Origin of the sequence: Thiocapsa roseopersicina (assembly GCF_900106925.1) — a bacterium.
GTDB classification, from domain to species: domain Bacteria; phylum Pseudomonadota; class Gammaproteobacteria; order Chromatiales; family Chromatiaceae; genus Thiocapsa; species Thiocapsa roseopersicina.
Genome location: NZ_FNNZ01000051.1, coordinates 1 through 13573, shown reverse-complemented (window position 1 = coordinate 13573; position 13573 = coordinate 1). Strand labels below are relative to the sequence as shown.

The 13573-nt window shown below is 64.8% G+C and carries 13 protein-coding genes; 6 read left to right on the top strand and 7 right to left on the bottom strand.

Annotation, left to right across the window (positions count from 1 at the left end; translation table 11 throughout):
- Positions 1-134: 134 nt before the first annotated feature.
- Complete coding sequence (locus BLV04_RS23585) at positions 135-1214, top strand: endonuclease (protein WP_093038508.1); 1080 nt, start codon at positions 135-137, stop codon at positions 1212-1214.
- Positions 1215-1273: 59 nt separating this feature from the next.
- Here the strand turns inward: BLV04_RS23585 and BLV04_RS23580 are convergent, their stop codons facing one another.
- Positions 1274-2281 (bottom strand): D-cysteine desulfhydrase family protein, encoded by a 1008-nt coding sequence (locus BLV04_RS23580; protein ID WP_093038510.1) that lies wholly within the window; start codon positions 2279-2281, stop codon positions 1274-1276.
- Positions 2282-2557: 276 nt separating this feature from the next.
- On the opposite strand from BLV04_RS23580, the gene BLV04_RS23575 reads away from it, so the two are divergent.
- Positions 2558-3334 (top strand): SDR family oxidoreductase, encoded by a 777-nt coding sequence (locus BLV04_RS23575; protein ID WP_093038506.1) that lies wholly within the window; start codon positions 2558-2560, stop codon positions 3332-3334.
- 744 nt (positions 3335-4078) lie between these two features.
- On the opposite strand, the gene BLV04_RS23570 is transcribed toward BLV04_RS23575, so the two are convergent.
- The 5 genes from BLV04_RS23570 to BLV04_RS23550 all read right to left on the bottom strand — a co-directional run bounded on the left by BLV04_RS23570 (position 4079) and on the right by BLV04_RS23550 (position 8988).
- A complete protein-coding gene (locus tag BLV04_RS23570) occupies positions 4079-4801 on the bottom strand; it encodes a proteasome-type protease (RefSeq protein ID WP_093038504.1) in 723 nt (240 codons plus the stop codon).
- Positions 4798-5610: a transglutaminase-like domain-containing protein gene (locus BLV04_RS23565; protein ID WP_093038502.1), complete on the bottom strand. Its 813-nt coding sequence runs from the start codon at positions 5608-5610 to the stop codon at positions 4798-4800. Before BLV04_RS23565 ends, BLV04_RS23570 begins: the two co-directional genes overlap by 4 nt.
- A gap of 227 nt (positions 5611-5837) precedes the next feature.
- Positions 5838-6572 (bottom strand): S1 family peptidase, encoded by a 735-nt coding sequence (locus tag BLV04_RS23560; protein ID WP_093038500.1) that lies wholly within the window; start codon positions 6570-6572, stop codon positions 5838-5840.
- A 793-nt stretch (positions 6573-7365) separates the two neighbouring features.
- Positions 7366-8490, bottom strand: a complete 1125-nt coding sequence (locus tag BLV04_RS23555) for a Fic family protein (protein ID WP_093038498.1) — start codon at positions 8488-8490, stop codon at positions 7366-7368.
- A gap of 111 nt (positions 8491-8601) precedes the next feature.
- Entirely contained in the window at positions 8602-8988 is a 387-nt protein-coding gene (locus BLV04_RS23550; protein ID WP_093038495.1) for a hypothetical protein, read from the bottom strand.
- A 203-nt stretch (positions 8989-9191) separates the two neighbouring features.
- On the opposite strand from BLV04_RS23550, the gene BLV04_RS23545 reads away from it, so the two are divergent.
- From BLV04_RS23545 to BLV04_RS23535, 3 genes are all read left to right on the top strand, one after another.
- Entirely contained in the window at positions 9192-10490 is a 1299-nt protein-coding gene (locus BLV04_RS23545) for an IS256 family transposase (RefSeq protein ID WP_093038493.1), read from the top strand.
- A gap of 77 nt (positions 10491-10567) precedes the next feature.
- Entirely contained in the window at positions 10568-11083 is a 516-nt protein-coding gene (locus tag BLV04_RS23540) for an MOSC domain-containing protein (RefSeq protein ID WP_093038491.1), read from the top strand.
- A gap of 119 nt (positions 11084-11202) precedes the next feature.
- Positions 11203-11508 (top strand): hypothetical protein, encoded by a 306-nt coding sequence (locus tag BLV04_RS23535; protein ID WP_093038489.1) that lies wholly within the window; start codon positions 11203-11205, stop codon positions 11506-11508.
- Between the two features lie 468 nt (positions 11509-11976).
- On the opposite strand, the gene BLV04_RS23525 is transcribed toward BLV04_RS23535, so the two are convergent.
- Positions 11977-12567 (bottom strand): hypothetical protein, encoded by a 591-nt coding sequence (locus tag BLV04_RS23525; RefSeq protein WP_093038486.1) that lies wholly within the window; start codon positions 12565-12567, stop codon positions 11977-11979.
- Between the two features lie 329 nt (positions 12568-12896).
- Here BLV04_RS23525 and BLV04_RS23520 point away from each other — a divergent pair.
- A partial coding sequence (locus tag BLV04_RS23520; RefSeq protein WP_139192035.1) for an IS4/Tn5 family transposase DNA-binding protein occupies positions 12897-13573 on the top strand: 677 nt, incomplete at its 3' end.

Here is a 13573-nt window from a genome sequence, read left to right as displayed (position 1 = left end):
TTCATCATGCCCAGGGGTCTCCATGGTCGGTGACGATGCTCTATTTTAGCAATCGAGCCCCTTTGGTGGGAGTGATTTAATCAGCGTTTCCTTAGAGTCCTTGGCCGCCCCGCTGTAAAGTCGACCCGTCCCCGATGCCCCGTCGCCCGTCTCCGAAGCGCCCTTCACCACGCCAATCTCCGCGGATCTCGGGTCTCGCCCGTCTCGTTCCGACCCTTCAGGGCAGTCTGATCGGACTGCGCAATCTTGGCATCGGGCTGGCCCTCATCGGCTCGGTCTCGTTCCTGCCTCAGTCGCTGGTCCAGACCTTGCCCGAGCATGCGCAGCGCGCGATCGCGATCACGCGCGATATCCGCACGCTGCTGTTGGATGTCGTGCGTGGTACGACCGCCGGGGTTGGCTCTTGGCTGTCCGACCTATCCGACCTGGACGGGGTGGACATCCGGGAGCTTGGTCGCGTCGTGGCCGAGCAGGTGCCGGGTTGGTTGCCCGGGGATCTCTGGCGGTTCGACCTGCCCGATGCATCGAACACCGGTCAGTCGGGCATTGCGCTCAGCTTCAGTGAGGCTCGAACAGCGCTCTACGACACCGTCTATAGCGGCCACCGGATCACCTTCTACTGTGGCTGTCGTTACGATCGCAATGGCCGAACCGATCTCCCGGGATGCGGCCTCGGCACGTTGGACGGCAGCAGCCGCGCACAACGGGTCGAGGCCGAGCACGTCTTCCCGGCATCTCAGTTCGGCAATTTCCGGCGGTGTTGGCGGGAGCCTGCCGCCTTTTCCAAGTGTCGGAGCGACGGCGGCAACACCCTGTCGGGACGTGCCTGCTGCGAGCGGGTCGATCCGACGTTCGTCACGGCCCACAACGATCTTCACAACCTCGTCCCGGCGGTCGGTGCGATCAACGCGGCGCGCTCCAACTTCAACTGGGGCGAGCTGCGCTTCGGGCAGCGTCTGGGCGACTGCGCGATCCGCTTCGATCCGGTCCTGCGCCGGGTTCAACCCCCCGATGCCGTTCGCGGCGAGATTGCCCGGACGATGTTCTACATGCGCGATATCTATGGCTTTCGCCTGAGTCGGCAGGACGAGAAGCTCTATGCGGTCTGGAACAACGCCGATCCGCCCGATGCCTGGGAGATCGAGCGCAACCGGCGGATCCGGCGTATTCAGGGCAAGGGAAACAGGTATGTGGAGAACTATCGGAGGTTGTGACGGGCTACGATGAATCGGATGGTTCGAGCACTCTGTCACCGACGATCGGGAGCGTGCTCTCAACCCACCCCCGACGCATGCTCGATGGGTGTCTCGCTCAGCGCATGGCGGTACGGCTCGGCAAACAACGCCGGCTGCCCGCCGGTGTGCCAAAACAGGATGCGCGCATCGCTCGGGAAGAAGCCCCCGCGGATGAGATCCAGCAGACCGCCGGCGGCACGCCCGGTGTAGACCGGATCCAGCAGGATGCCCTCGGTGCGGGCGAAGATCTTGATCGCCTCGCGCTCGAGGTCGGTCATCACGCCGTAGCCGGGTCCGCAGTAGCGATCGTCGACGCGCACGTCCTCGGCGCCGAAGTCAATGCGTGGTCCCAACGCGGCGCTCGCATCGCTCGCCAGGGCGGCTACGTGTGACTTCAGCGCGGATGCCGGCTCGTCGATGCTGATCCCGAGGAGTGTCCCGCCGTACCCGAAGACGCGTTGTCCTAAGACCAGCCCGGCCTGGGTGCCGCCGCTGGAGGTGGCGAAGACCATCCAATCCACTTCGATCCCCTGCGCGAGAACCTCCTGCATCGCAAAGGCATAGCCCAGTGCTCCGGTCGGGTTGCTGCCGCCGTAGGGGACCAGGTACGGGGCTTGGCCCTGCGCCGCGGCCGTCTCGAAGGTCTCCGCGAGGAGACGATCGCGGTCGCGGCGATCGGGCGTCGCGACGATCCGCGCATCCAGAAGGTGATCGAGCAGTAGATTCCCGGACGCTTCGGCGGGACGCTCGCCGGTCAGCACCAGGATGCAGTCCATCCCGCAGCGGGCCGCCGCCGCGGCGGTCTGGCGGCAGTGGTTGGACTGCCAGGCACCCGCGGTGACGAGTGTACGAGCCCCCTGCGCCTGCGCTTCGGCCACCAGGAACTCCAGCTTGCGGGTCTTGTTGCCGCCCAGCGCGAGGCCGGTTTGGTCGTCGCGCTTGATGAAGAGCCGAGGACCGCCGAGCAGGGCCGAGAGCCGCGGCAGCGGCTCGATGGGCGTGGGCAGGTGGGCCAGGTTCAGGCGGGGAATGGTTGGGGCTGTCATCGGGGACTTCTCCGAAGAATAGTTGCTCGGTGTTCCCCATGATAAGGTCATAGCATCGGCGGCCTGCTTCCAGGCGGTGCGCAAGCGTTCGACTCCCCGGCGTTCCTTGACGATGTAAGCGATCTCGATCAAGGTCGGGGCCAGTGGCCGGACGCAGGCGGGAGCATCAACCGATCGATGGATCCTTTCGGGGTGCCGCCGGCTGAGCGCATCACCGTTGCCCGGCCGCATGCTGGATCGTCGCGCGGCGGGACTCATCGAGGAGTCCGTTCGATCATGACTGCTTCCCTCGCGCTCATCACCGGCGGTGCGCAAGGCATCGGGCGCGCCCTGGCACAATCGTTCCTGGCCGAAGGGTGGCGGGTGGTGGTGCTCGACCGCGATGCCGAGGCCCTCGACGAGTTGACGGCCGATTCGGGGAGTCGCGCATTGCTCGGGCTGGCGACCGACGTGGGTGAGGAGGCGGCGGTTGCCGCTGCCTTCGCCGCGCTCGAGGCGTGGCAGGATCTGGCGGGCGAGCCTGCCGGGCTGAACCTGCTGGTGAACAACGCCGGTCTCGCCGACCCGGTGAGCGGCCCGCTCGAAGCGCTGTCGCTCGCGGGGTGGCGGCGCTGGCTGGACGGTCACCTGACCGGGGCCTTCCTCTGCACACGCTCGGCCATTCCGGGGCTGCGCGCGCGCCGGGGCACCATCGTCAACATCGCCTCGACCCGTGCCCTGCAGTCGGAGCCCCAGTGTGAAGCGTACGCTGCGGCCAAGGGCGGGCTACTGGCCTTTACCCATGCCGCGGCTATCAGTCTCGGGCCGCTGATCCGCGTCAATGCGGTCAGCCCCGGCTGGATCGAGACGGGCCCCCTCCAGAAGTCGGCCCACCGACGCGCCCCGAACCACCGCTCGATTGACCAGGCCCAGCATGCCGTCGGGCGCGTGGGCGAGCCTGCCGACATCGTGGCGGCGGTCCGCTTCCTCGCCAGCCCGAGTGCCGGATTCATCACCGGCCAGAACCTGGTCGTCGATGGCGGTATGACCCGCACCATGATCTATGCGGAGTGAGCTATAGACGGTGCGTGGGTGTTGTCGGTCACTTTATTCCACGGGAATTCCTCGGAGTAATCCGCGCTGACTCTACCGGATTCGTCCACCGCTTTTGCGGCTGCCTGCGGTCCAGCTGGTCTTGGATCGGTTCAGGTGACCCTAACGGCGGCAACTGTTAAGGCTTATCAGATGCCTACCGCCGCTCGCGCTCCGAGTCTTAGTCGTCAGCCCGCTTCAATGCCGTGCCAGCCTCCACCGTCATCCCGCGGCGGTAGGCATCTGATAACCCTTAACATAACCGGCCTATCCGTAGCGTGACCGCTAGCGTCCGCTACGCGTCCGGAGCGGTCGCCGAAGACGAGGTGCCAAGAGGCAGATCCGGGTCGCGGTGACTTGTCACTTCAGAAGCAGACCGGACTTTCCGCTACCCGCGTCAGTAGCGCGACTGACCGCTCCAGGCCAAGGCGGATGATCAACACCTCAGATGGACTCAGATGCTGAATCTACGCGGAAATGGCGGCTGGTGACACGACTGCTTGTTCTACCCCTACAGAGACCGCAGGACCGCTTCAAGGTCGGCCGCGGTGAGGTTCAGGCCGCAGCTGCGGCCGCCACGCCTCAAGGCCTGATAAGCCGGTGTAGGGCCTGAGTGATCGTCTGCCGGACGGCCACGATCGTATCGGCGAACTCCTCGGCGTCTGCGCCGTCGGACGCCCGGTCAGTCAGCGGCGCAGGCCATCGACCACCCATTCGGATTTCCAGCTACCACTGCAGCGACGGCAGCTCGCGGAAGATCTTGCGCGTGCCTTCGAGCCACTGCCGGGTCAGCGCGTCGAAGTAGACGTCACCCTCGGCGAAGCGGCGTTTCATCGTGACCCGCAGGCTGTCTCGGGCGTAGCACAGCAAGTCGATCGGCATGCCCACCGAGAGATTGCTGAGCATCGTCGAGTCGAAGGACACCAGCACGCACTTGGTGGCGTCCTCCAGTGTTGCGCTGGAGATCACCCCCAGGTCGAGGATTGGCTTGCCGTACTTGGCCTCTCCGGTCTGCAGGAAGGGGGTGTCGGTGCCGGCCTCTATGAAGTTGCCCTCGGCGTAGATCCGAAACAGCCGCATGTCCTCACCCGCGATCTGACCGCCGAGGATGAAGGAAGCGTTGAATTTCAGGCCACCGCTCTCCAGGAAGGGCCCGTCGCGGCGCTCGATGTCGCGCATCGCATCCGACACCAGATTGGCAACGTCGAACAGAGAGTCGACACTCCAGATATGCGGCGTTTCGCCGGTGGCGCGCCGACGCAGCAGGTTGATCACCGTCTGCGTGGCGGCCAATCCGCCCGAGCTCAGCAGCACCAGCACCCGTTCGCCGGGGCGATCGAACACCGTCATCTTGCAGAACCTGGCGTAGTTGTCGACACCTGCATGCGTGCGCGAGTCGCTGGCGAAGATCAGGCCCTCATCGAGCTTGACGCCGACGCAGTAGGTCATGGCCCGACGACCTCGTCGGCCCAGACCTTGAAGCGCTCCAGGGTGTTTGGCCCGAAGGTGCTCGCGAGGGCGACGTCGCAGGCGTCGCGGCCCCGAGCGATGAGTACGCGGCCGACGCGCGGTATGTTGTTGCGCGCATCGAAGGTGTACCAGCGGTCGCCCAGGAAGGCCTCGAACCAGGCGGCGAAGTCCATGGTCCCGTGGGGCTGCTCCGTGCCCATATCGCCGAGATAACCGGTGCAGTACCGGGCGGGAATGTTCATGCAACGGCAGAACGTTATCGCCAGGTGAGCATAGTCGCGGCAAACCCCCCGTCCCTCCTCGTACGCCTCCCGTGCCGAGCGCGTGCGACGGGCGTGCGCGTAGCCGAACTCGATGTGCCGATGAACGAAGTCGCAGATCGCCTGCACGCGGGCCCAGCCGGTCGGCCCGTCGCCGAACTGCTGCCAAGCGATGTCGGACAGCAGATCCGTCTCGCAATAGCGGCTGCCCAGCAGGTAGGCCAGGGTCGATTCCGGCAGGTGCTCGACCGGCGTCTGGGTGGCCCCCGGGACTACCACATCGGGCTTGCCGGTGTCGTTGATCAGCGCAATGGTGCCGAGCACGAAGCGCCCCGGCGGTGCGACCAGGCGGCTGCACCAGTTACCGAATTGGTCGCGATATGCGGTGATCGGCACGGCGGGGTGCGTGACGAGATGATCCGGTCGCACGAGGTCGGATGCCCGCGAATAGTGGATGTTGAGCGCCAGGATCATCGGTGTCGGGCCGGGGCACCGGTACTGCATCTCGAAACCGACACGAATCTGCATCTCTGTCGCCACTCCAGTGCTGCCGTGCCGCGGACGGCGCGTGGGTCACATGCTGGGCGCATGTCATCAGCAGGTCTGTTCGGCAGCGTACACAAGGGGCTCAACAGCAACAGCCAGGGCGCGGTGCAACACCGGATATGGCTTGTCCTTTGCGTCGGCCGGGCGCTGCCCAACTGCGGTTGGAGGCTTGATCACCTTTTTTGGAAAGCAAGCCTTTCCGGCACCCGCTATCGCGCGTGATTCCCGGTGGTGAGGGTAAGCAGGATATCGGCGTACCATGCGCAATTCAGGCCCAGCGACTCCTCGGCCCGCATGTCCCCGCCGCTTATGTCCAGTCGTGCGGAATGCACGCCGAGCAGTTTCCAGGGTAATTGCGCATCCCCGTCAGCGTCCCGCATCACGACGGGTGCGCCGCTGGTGCCGCGATGCGTTCGCGCATCTGTGAGGAAGAATCCTTGACCTTGGAAGCGCAAGCCGAACGACGAAGCGATCACGGCCTGCCGCACCACCGGCAAGTGGTGAAGGGTGTCGTGGAATCCCATTGGAAAGCCCACGACCAGCAAGGGCGTACCGACCTCGACCTCTTGTAGCGAGTGCACCAGATGTGCCGGTGTGAAGCACCGCAACGCCACCGCTGCCGGCAATGCAGCGCGGTCCAGCTCGATCACGGCGACATCGATCTCGCCCGCGGCATCCTGTCCCTGATGCCAAATACTCTTTCCGTCACGGTACAGCAGCACCGAGAGGACGGCCGAGCGCGTCAGGTTCTCCGCGTCGGTGTGAACCTCGATCTCGATCCGATCCGGGAGGTGACGGCTCGGTGTGTCGATCAGGACATGCCGATTCGTGACCAAGTACAGACGCGCGTCGCGTTCAAAGAAGAACCCGCTCGCGCCGGTGAGACGTTGGGTTCCGAAAAATGTCGAAACGCGGGCAGTCGTCAGCAGGAGGGGTTCGATCATGGCAATCGGAGAACACAAGTCGATGCAAGACGCAGGAACGAGGTGGGTCAAGATCGACTTTTTTGGAGCCGATTTCCCGTGCGCCCCAGTGAATTGATCGCCGTCCAGGATCGCGCGCCGACACCTGCGTCTTACCTCGGCACGCCGCACCTCTGCCGGCGAATGGTGAACCTCCGACAGTCCTTTCGGGGTCAAGCCGACCATCCGGTATTGATGGCATGAGCGGCTGCCCATCGCTACGAGCCCGGCACAGCATCACATCCGCAGTCCATCGAGTCGTCCAGTCGGATGAGATCACAAACGCAACGGGAACACGGTCGGATTGCAACGCCTTGGTTCCGAGTGCGCGGTGCGGGTATGGCCGAAGGCTAAGCGCGCTAATGCAATGTGTCAACGGGACCAGGCAGACCCGAAATGTCCCGATGCCTCTTGCTTGCGCTACGAAGCGTGAATCCAAAAGAGCAGTTAGCGCCGGTCACGGGGTGTTTTTGGCTCACGGACGAGTTCACATGGCGGGGGTTCGGAGTGTGCACCGGGGCCGGCAGCGCTGTTGGCGGCCATCGAGGTCCTTCGCCGGCGCGCGAGAGGCTCGGACTCTGGTCCGGCCCGCGGCCGATCGCGCCCTGGGATTGGCGCGACGGCGGGACGACGGTCGTGCCCGCGAAGCCGAGCTCGGGCACCTGTCCGTGCGACTCGGGGCGGCTCTGCACGGGGCCGAAGGGCGGGATCTACTGCGTCCGGGAGAGCGGATCGAAGCAGTATTTCCCGAGGGATTGAGGATGATACGGCGTGGCTACTCAGCCGGGTCGCTCAGCGCATAACTGGTGCTACGCCCGCCCGCGTCTGCTTTTCGCAGCACGCCACGCGCCAGCAGATCGTTGATATCACGCAGCGCCGTATCCGCCGAACATTTGGCGATGGCCGCCCACTTGCGGCTGGTGAGCTTGCCTTCGAAGCCGTCGAGCAACCGGTTGAGCACCTTCACTTGCCGATCGTGCATCGGCGTCGTGGCCCAACGCTGCCAGAAGCGGGCTTTGGTCAGCACGGCATCGAGAGTGAATTGAGACTGATCGACGGCACGATGCAGTGCGCCGAGGAACCAGGCCAGCCACTCGGTGACATCCATCGACCGCTTCTGGGTGCGCTCCAAGACGTCGTAGTAAGTCTTGCGCTCACGCTGGATCTGCGCCGACAAGCTGTAGAAGCGCTGCGGACTGCCATCGGCACGCGCCAACAGTAAATCGCCGATGGCACGGGCGATACGACCGTTGCCGTCATCGAACGGATGCAAGGTGACGAACCAGAGATGGCCGAGGGCTGCCTTGATGAGAGGCGGATCGTTCGAGACGCCATTGATCCAGGATAGGAACCGGTCTGTTTCGGCTTCCAGGCGATCGGCGGGCGGCGCCTCGTAATGCACGCGTTGACGGCCGATGGGGCCGGACACCACCTGCATCGAACCGCCGGCATCGTCACGCCAGTCAGCAACGATGATCCGGGAGAGTCCGGAGTAGCCGGTCGGAAACAATGCGGCATGCCAGCCGAACAGCCGCTCCGGCGTAACCGGGGCGTGGCAGTTGGTGGTCGCGTCGAGCACCAACTCGACCAGGCCCTCGACGTGCCGATCGACCGCAGTCAGAGCGCCTATGTCCACTCCCAGGCGGCGGGCGATACTTGAGCGCACCGATGCGACGTTGAGCGACTCGCCCTCGATCTCGCTGGTCTTGACCACATCCTCGGTGAGCACCGCAAGACTTGCCCTGGTGCGCAGATCCATGCCGACATCCGTCAGACGCCCCAGCAGCAGCCCCTGGGCGCGACTGACCTCAGCCAACGGGCCGGCCAGTGCCCCAAGGTCGTAACGCCAGTGCGGCCAGTCGCCGGCTTGCCAGATGTATTCATCATCACCGCGGTTCATCCGCAGATCATGGGCGACCATCCTCGCGGATGCAACCAATTCGCCGCATATTATGCGGCGATTACGCCGCTTATTCCCCGCAAGGTCAGCGGGCCGTGTGCTCGAGCGCGGCTATGGCGGTTCAGTCGCCCGCAGCACCGCTTCGAGGTCGGCCTCGGTGACCGGCAAGGTCAACACGGTATGGATCCGGAAGCGCTCGGCCAATCGCGGGACGTATTGCGCCTGTTCCTTGCCGACCAGCACGATTGTTCGTGCCGACGGTGCCTGTTTGTGCACGGCCGCGAGAAGGACGTCCAGGTTGCTGACATTCGCACCGGCGTAGTTGTTGCCGAAACCGTAGAAGAACTCCGCCACGATCCAGTCCGGCGTCATGGATTTGAGTGCCTGCAACGCCTTGCGTTGCGAGGCGAGCTTGACCTGGCTGATGCCGAGACGCTCATAAAGGGCGTCGAAGCGAGGATGGTTCGGGGATTCGATGATCGAGAAGAGCGTGGTCATGCGGCCAACCATCTTGCTGCACGGGGAATGCCCAACGCTGCCCGAGACCAACGAAGGGTGCAAGATTATCGATCCAACGGGGAGGGCATGAGCTATGCTCGATTCTGGTGTATGAGCGGGGACTTATAGAGCTTGAGTAGGCGGCGCACCGTTGCTGACAATGTGGTTGTCGAGACCCAAAGCAGCAACGATAGAGGTGCGCCATGAGCGACGATACGAGTACGAGGGCCCGGAGTGCAAGAGGGGATCGGGGCGAGGTGCTGGCCGAGCTGGGCCTGCCGCTGGAGGAGCTGGTGCGCCGCGGGGCGCGCGACATCCTGCAGCGGGCCCTCGAGGCGGAGGTGGAGCAGCTGCTCGAGGAGTTTGCCGCGGTGTCGCTGATGGACGGGCGCCGGGCGGTGGTACGCAACGGTTATCTGCCGGCGCGCGAGATCCTCACCACGGTGGGACCGGTGGAGGTGCAGGTGCCCAAGGTGCGCGATCGCTCCGGGGCCGGGGTGAAGTTCAACTCGGCGCTGGCCCCGCCGTACGTGCGCCGCAGCGCGCGGGTCGCCGCGGCGCTGCCGTGGCTCTACCTGAAGGGGATCTCCAGCGGCGACCTCGGAGAGGCGTTGGAGGTGCTGGTGGGAGAGGACGCCAAGGGGCTCTCCGCGGCGGCTCTGGGCCGGCTCAAGGCGGCGTGGGCCGAGGAGTACAAGGACTGGACCCAGCGCAGCCTCGAAGGCCGGCAGTACGCCTATTGGTGGGTCGACGGCATCTACACGACGCTGCGCGAGAGCGACGATCCCAAGCTCTGTCTGCTGGTGATCATCGGGGTGAGGCCCGACGGCACCAAGGAGTGGGTCGCCATCGGCGACGGGTTGCGCGAATCCACCGAATCCTGGCTCGACGTGCTGCGCGACCTCAAGGCACGTGGTCTGCCGGCGGGTCCGCGCCTGGCCGTCGGCGACGGGGCGCTGGGGTTTTGGGGTGCGCTCGATCAGGTCTACCCCGAGACCGTGCCTCAGCGCTGCTGGTTCCACAAGATGGGCAACGTGCTCAATGCCTTACCCAAGTCGTTGCAAGGCAAGGCGAAGGCGGATCTGCAGGCGATCTGGATGGCACCGACCCGCAAGCAGGCCACGCAAGCCTTCAAGCGCTTCATCAACCGCTATGGGGCCAAATACCCCAAGGCCACCGAGAAGCTCGAGAAGGACCGCGAGGCCCTGCTCGCCTTCTTCGCCTTCCCGGCCGAGCACTGGGTGCACCTGCGCACCACCAACCCCATCGAGTCCACCTTCGCCACCGTGCGCCATCGCACCGGCCGGACCAAGAACTGCGTCACCCGCACAACCTTCCTCGGTCTGGCTTTCAAGATGAGCGAAGAGGCCGCCAAGACCTGGCGGCGCATCCGTGCCCCCGAGAAAATGGCCGAGCTGCTCGGTGGAGCACACTATGACGACGGGATTCCGGTGTCCGACGACCCACCGGAGACCCAAGAGGAGCAACGGAAAGCCGCCTGATCAAACTCTGGCCCTATGGTCATACACCAGATTTGACAATAACTCCGGAGGGCATGGTGTCACGGGGGATCGCGTCCATGTTTCTTGACCGCCTGAACGCGCGACTCAAGCAGTTCGTTCGGTGTTGCCGCCGTGCGCCCGGCGGTCGCGTGACCGCCATCTTCGTCGCCGATGCGGCCGGGGCGCCGATGCGCGCCTGCGAGCGGACCCTGGCCCTCGTCGACCAAGGCCTGTCGGAGGATCGCTATGCCCTGGGCCTTGGCTTCTGGCGGCTCACCGACGGCTGTCAGGTCACCCTGATCCTGGCCGAGGAGCTGCTCCGCGCCGAGCGCCGACATGGACTGCCGCTCGACGCCGGGCAGCATCGGCGCAACCTGGTTGTATCCGGTCTGATCGGGGTCGAGCTACGGGGCCGGAGCCTGCGCATCGGCGAGGCGCTGTTGACGTGGCATCGGGTGCGTCCGCCCTGCGGGCATCTGGATCGGGTCGCCGGTGCCGGCATGGCCAAGGCACTCGGGCGTTACGGCGGTCACTGCCTGCGGGTGCGCGAGGGTGGGTTGATTCGGGTGGGCGACGAGGTGACCGTGGTCTGACGCCGAACGAAACGGCGGGCGGGCAGATCCGACAGGTTGTGTCGCATCGTTGTGTCATCGTCTACACGCTCCGCTCCAAGCGCGGATTCAGAGCGAGTGGTGAACAAGGAGATGATTGCATGACATTGTTGGCGAGATCGGTCCTGTGGTTAGCCTTGCTGAGTGTTGGGGCCGGGTTCGTCATGCATGCCTCGGCCGACACGGAAATCCGCCGCCCGATCCCCGGCACCGATACCCCGGACTACGGCGGGCCGCTCTTGATTGAGCGCAACGGCATCGTCTATCCGGCGATTCCCGGCACACGCACCCCGGATTACGGGTCCGATGAACGTCGGATCATCCGCGACGGCAAGGTCTACGATGCCATCCCCGGGACCAACACGCCGGATTACGGGTCGGGACGGTGGTTGCTGCGGGAGCGCTGAGGTGCGGGCACTCCCAGGGGGTCGCGTCGAGCAGAGATCCGGATCGGGACCCACTTGGAGACATCGAAATGGGATGCAGCGTTGTTGCGACTTGCTCCGCATACGGTTTCGACAGCGGGCTGCTCATGATCGGCGGCGGAATGGACACCTTCACGACATTGTTTGCGTTCCCGGCATACTTCAAAGCCTGTGATGCCCTCGTCCTGGTCAATATGCTCGACAGCCCGCGTCGTTGCGGCCGTCGACATCGCGTGGGGCCGACGCCGTACTGCGATGCCTCGTTGCCGGGAGCTCCCGGCGCCAATGTCGTGGCGAGGTGGAGCCGGGCCGGACAAGGCCTTGAGCTGACGAACGGGGCGTACTGGCAGGACATTGGCGAATGCAACCGCATCGTTCGTCGATACCCTGCTCCAGAAAACCTGAAAGACCCCCTGTGTCATGGTATAGGCGACGTGGGTGCTCCAAGCTTCAAGGCGGTGTTGCCGCCAGAACCCTTCTTCTATAGACGATTAGGATCATGAGAAAGATACAGGCTACTGCGATGGCGGCAGGAAACAAGACCGTCGCGACGGAAGAGTGCTCCAGTGCCATGACCACGATGATGTTGCGCGCCGCAAAGATGCCGAAGAAGGTCAATGATTCTGAGTGAGGTGCCGCATAGGCTTTTCTGACCGTTGGCCCGAAGCCCAAAAGGTCGACTGCGGTGAGCACAACCACTGCCCACATGGGATCGGAGCTCGCATACCACAGCGGAAGAGAGGAGATAGCCGCAACCAGGAAAAACCAGTCCGCTCCCGTGATGGTGAGATCCGCTCGCTTGAGGTAGGCAAGTACGGCAATCAGGAGCGTGATTGCGCCGGAAACCCCGATGGGCCAGGCGCCAACTCCGCCACCGGCCTGGAGCTGAGCGAGGAAGACCACAAAGGTCGTGCTCCCCCAGATGACCCAGGAGAATACGTGCGGCTTCACTATTCCTTGGATGATGCCATGAAGATACGGGTAGAACGCCACGAGCGTAAGCGTGATTGCCGCAGCGCTGAGGAGTTCGTTGTAGGGCATGGCGAGACAGTCACGGGCCTTATGGTAACTGAAGTTGAAATCGAGCGGCCGTCCCGGAGACTGGTTTGCTCGAGCACGTTGTCAAGCTGCGGCAGTGAAAGCATGTCCGGGCCGGATCTCCCGTTCCAACCGCTGCCCGTCAATAGGCGTGAGACGCTTCCCCGCCCGGTGGGATCTCCGCGAGTATCTGCGAATGTTTCGGTTTTCGTAGGGCATGGTCGGATCCTCCGTTGGGCCAAGAGACAGAACCCCTTTTGGCTCATCCCATTACACACAACTTTAGGTGTACAGGCTAAGATATCGCTTTTGGATGTTTTCCGGGGGCGGCGATGGGCTGGGCAGAGGCGGAATTTCAAGGACTTGATCTGGGCGATACACGCCGCGAGCGGCGTGCCGTGCAGTTGATCGAGCGCTTGGCGGAGCGCCCGACGGCGAGCATCCCCGAGGCCTGCCGGGGTTGGGGCGAGACGCAGGCGGCGTATCGGTTTCTCGGCTCCGAGGCGTACGACTGGATGGACATCCTCGAGCCGCACCGTCGGTGCACCCGCACGCGCATGGCGGCGCACCCGGTGGTGTTGTGTCTGCAGGACACCGCGGAGCTGGACTTCAACGGCCAAGGGATCGCCGGGCTCGGGCCGTTGAGCTACGAAGCGCAACGCGGGATGTACCTGCATCCGACGTATGCCGTAAGCCCGGCACGCGAGCCGCTGGGCGTGCTGGATGCCTGGATGTGGGCACGCCGACCGAAAGGGCCGGACGGAACCCGTGCCGGCGAAAAGGAAAGCGTCCGTTGGCTCGAGGGGTATGCGCGCGTCGCCGAGCTGGCGGCCGAGCTGCCCGCGACGCGGCTGGTGTATGTCGCCGACCGCGAGGCCGACATCCGCGACCTCATGGTGCGTGCGCGCGATCTCGGCACGCCGGCGGACTGGCTGGTGCGCGCCAAGCACAATCGGGCGCTGCCCGCGGGCGGCAAGCTGTGGCCGACGGTGTTGGCCGGTGCGGTCTT

What these genes read in the sequence shown, in the direction of transcription:
- BLV04_RS23575 (WP_093038506.1), top strand. Translation starts at nt 2,558, where the DNA reads ATGACTGCTTCCCTCGCGCTCATCACCGGCGGTGCGCAAGGCATCGGG.
- BLV04_RS23585 (WP_093038508.1), top strand. Translation starts at nt 135, where the DNA reads ATGCCCCGTCGCCCGTCTCCGAAGCGCCCTTCACCACGCCAATCTCCG.
- BLV04_RS23555 (WP_093038498.1), bottom strand. Translation starts at nt 8,490, where the DNA reads ATGAACCGCGGTGATGATGAATACATCTGGCAAGCCGGCGACTGGCCG.
- BLV04_RS23550 (WP_093038495.1), bottom strand. Translation starts at nt 8,988, where the DNA reads ATGACCACGCTCTTCTCGATCATCGAATCCCCGAACCATCCTCGCTTC.
- BLV04_RS23525 (WP_093038486.1), bottom strand. Translation starts at nt 12,567, where the DNA reads ATGCCCTACAACGAACTCCTCAGCGCTGCGGCAATCACGCTTACGCTC.
- BLV04_RS23545 (WP_093038493.1), top strand. Translation starts at nt 9,192, where the DNA reads ATGAGCGACGATACGAGTACGAGGGCCCGGAGTGCAAGAGGGGATCGG.
- BLV04_RS23535 (WP_093038489.1), top strand. Translation starts at nt 11,203, where the DNA reads ATGACATTGTTGGCGAGATCGGTCCTGTGGTTAGCCTTGCTGAGTGTT.
- BLV04_RS23580 (WP_093038510.1), bottom strand. Translation starts at nt 2,281, where the DNA reads ATGACAGCCCCAACCATTCCCCGCCTGAACCTGGCCCACCTGCCCACG.
- BLV04_RS23570 (WP_093038504.1), bottom strand. Translation starts at nt 4,801, where the DNA reads ATGACCTACTGCGTCGGCGTCAAGCTCGATGAGGGCCTGATCTTCGCC.
- BLV04_RS23565 (WP_093038502.1), bottom strand. Translation starts at nt 5,610, where the DNA reads ATGCAGATTCGTGTCGGTTTCGAGATGCAGTACCGGTGCCCCGGCCCG.
- BLV04_RS23540 (WP_093038491.1), top strand. Translation starts at nt 10,568, where the DNA reads ATGTTTCTTGACCGCCTGAACGCGCGACTCAAGCAGTTCGTTCGGTGT.
- BLV04_RS23560 (WP_093038500.1), bottom strand. Translation starts at nt 6,572, where the DNA reads ATGATCGAACCCCTCCTGCTGACGACTGCCCGCGTTTCGACATTTTTC.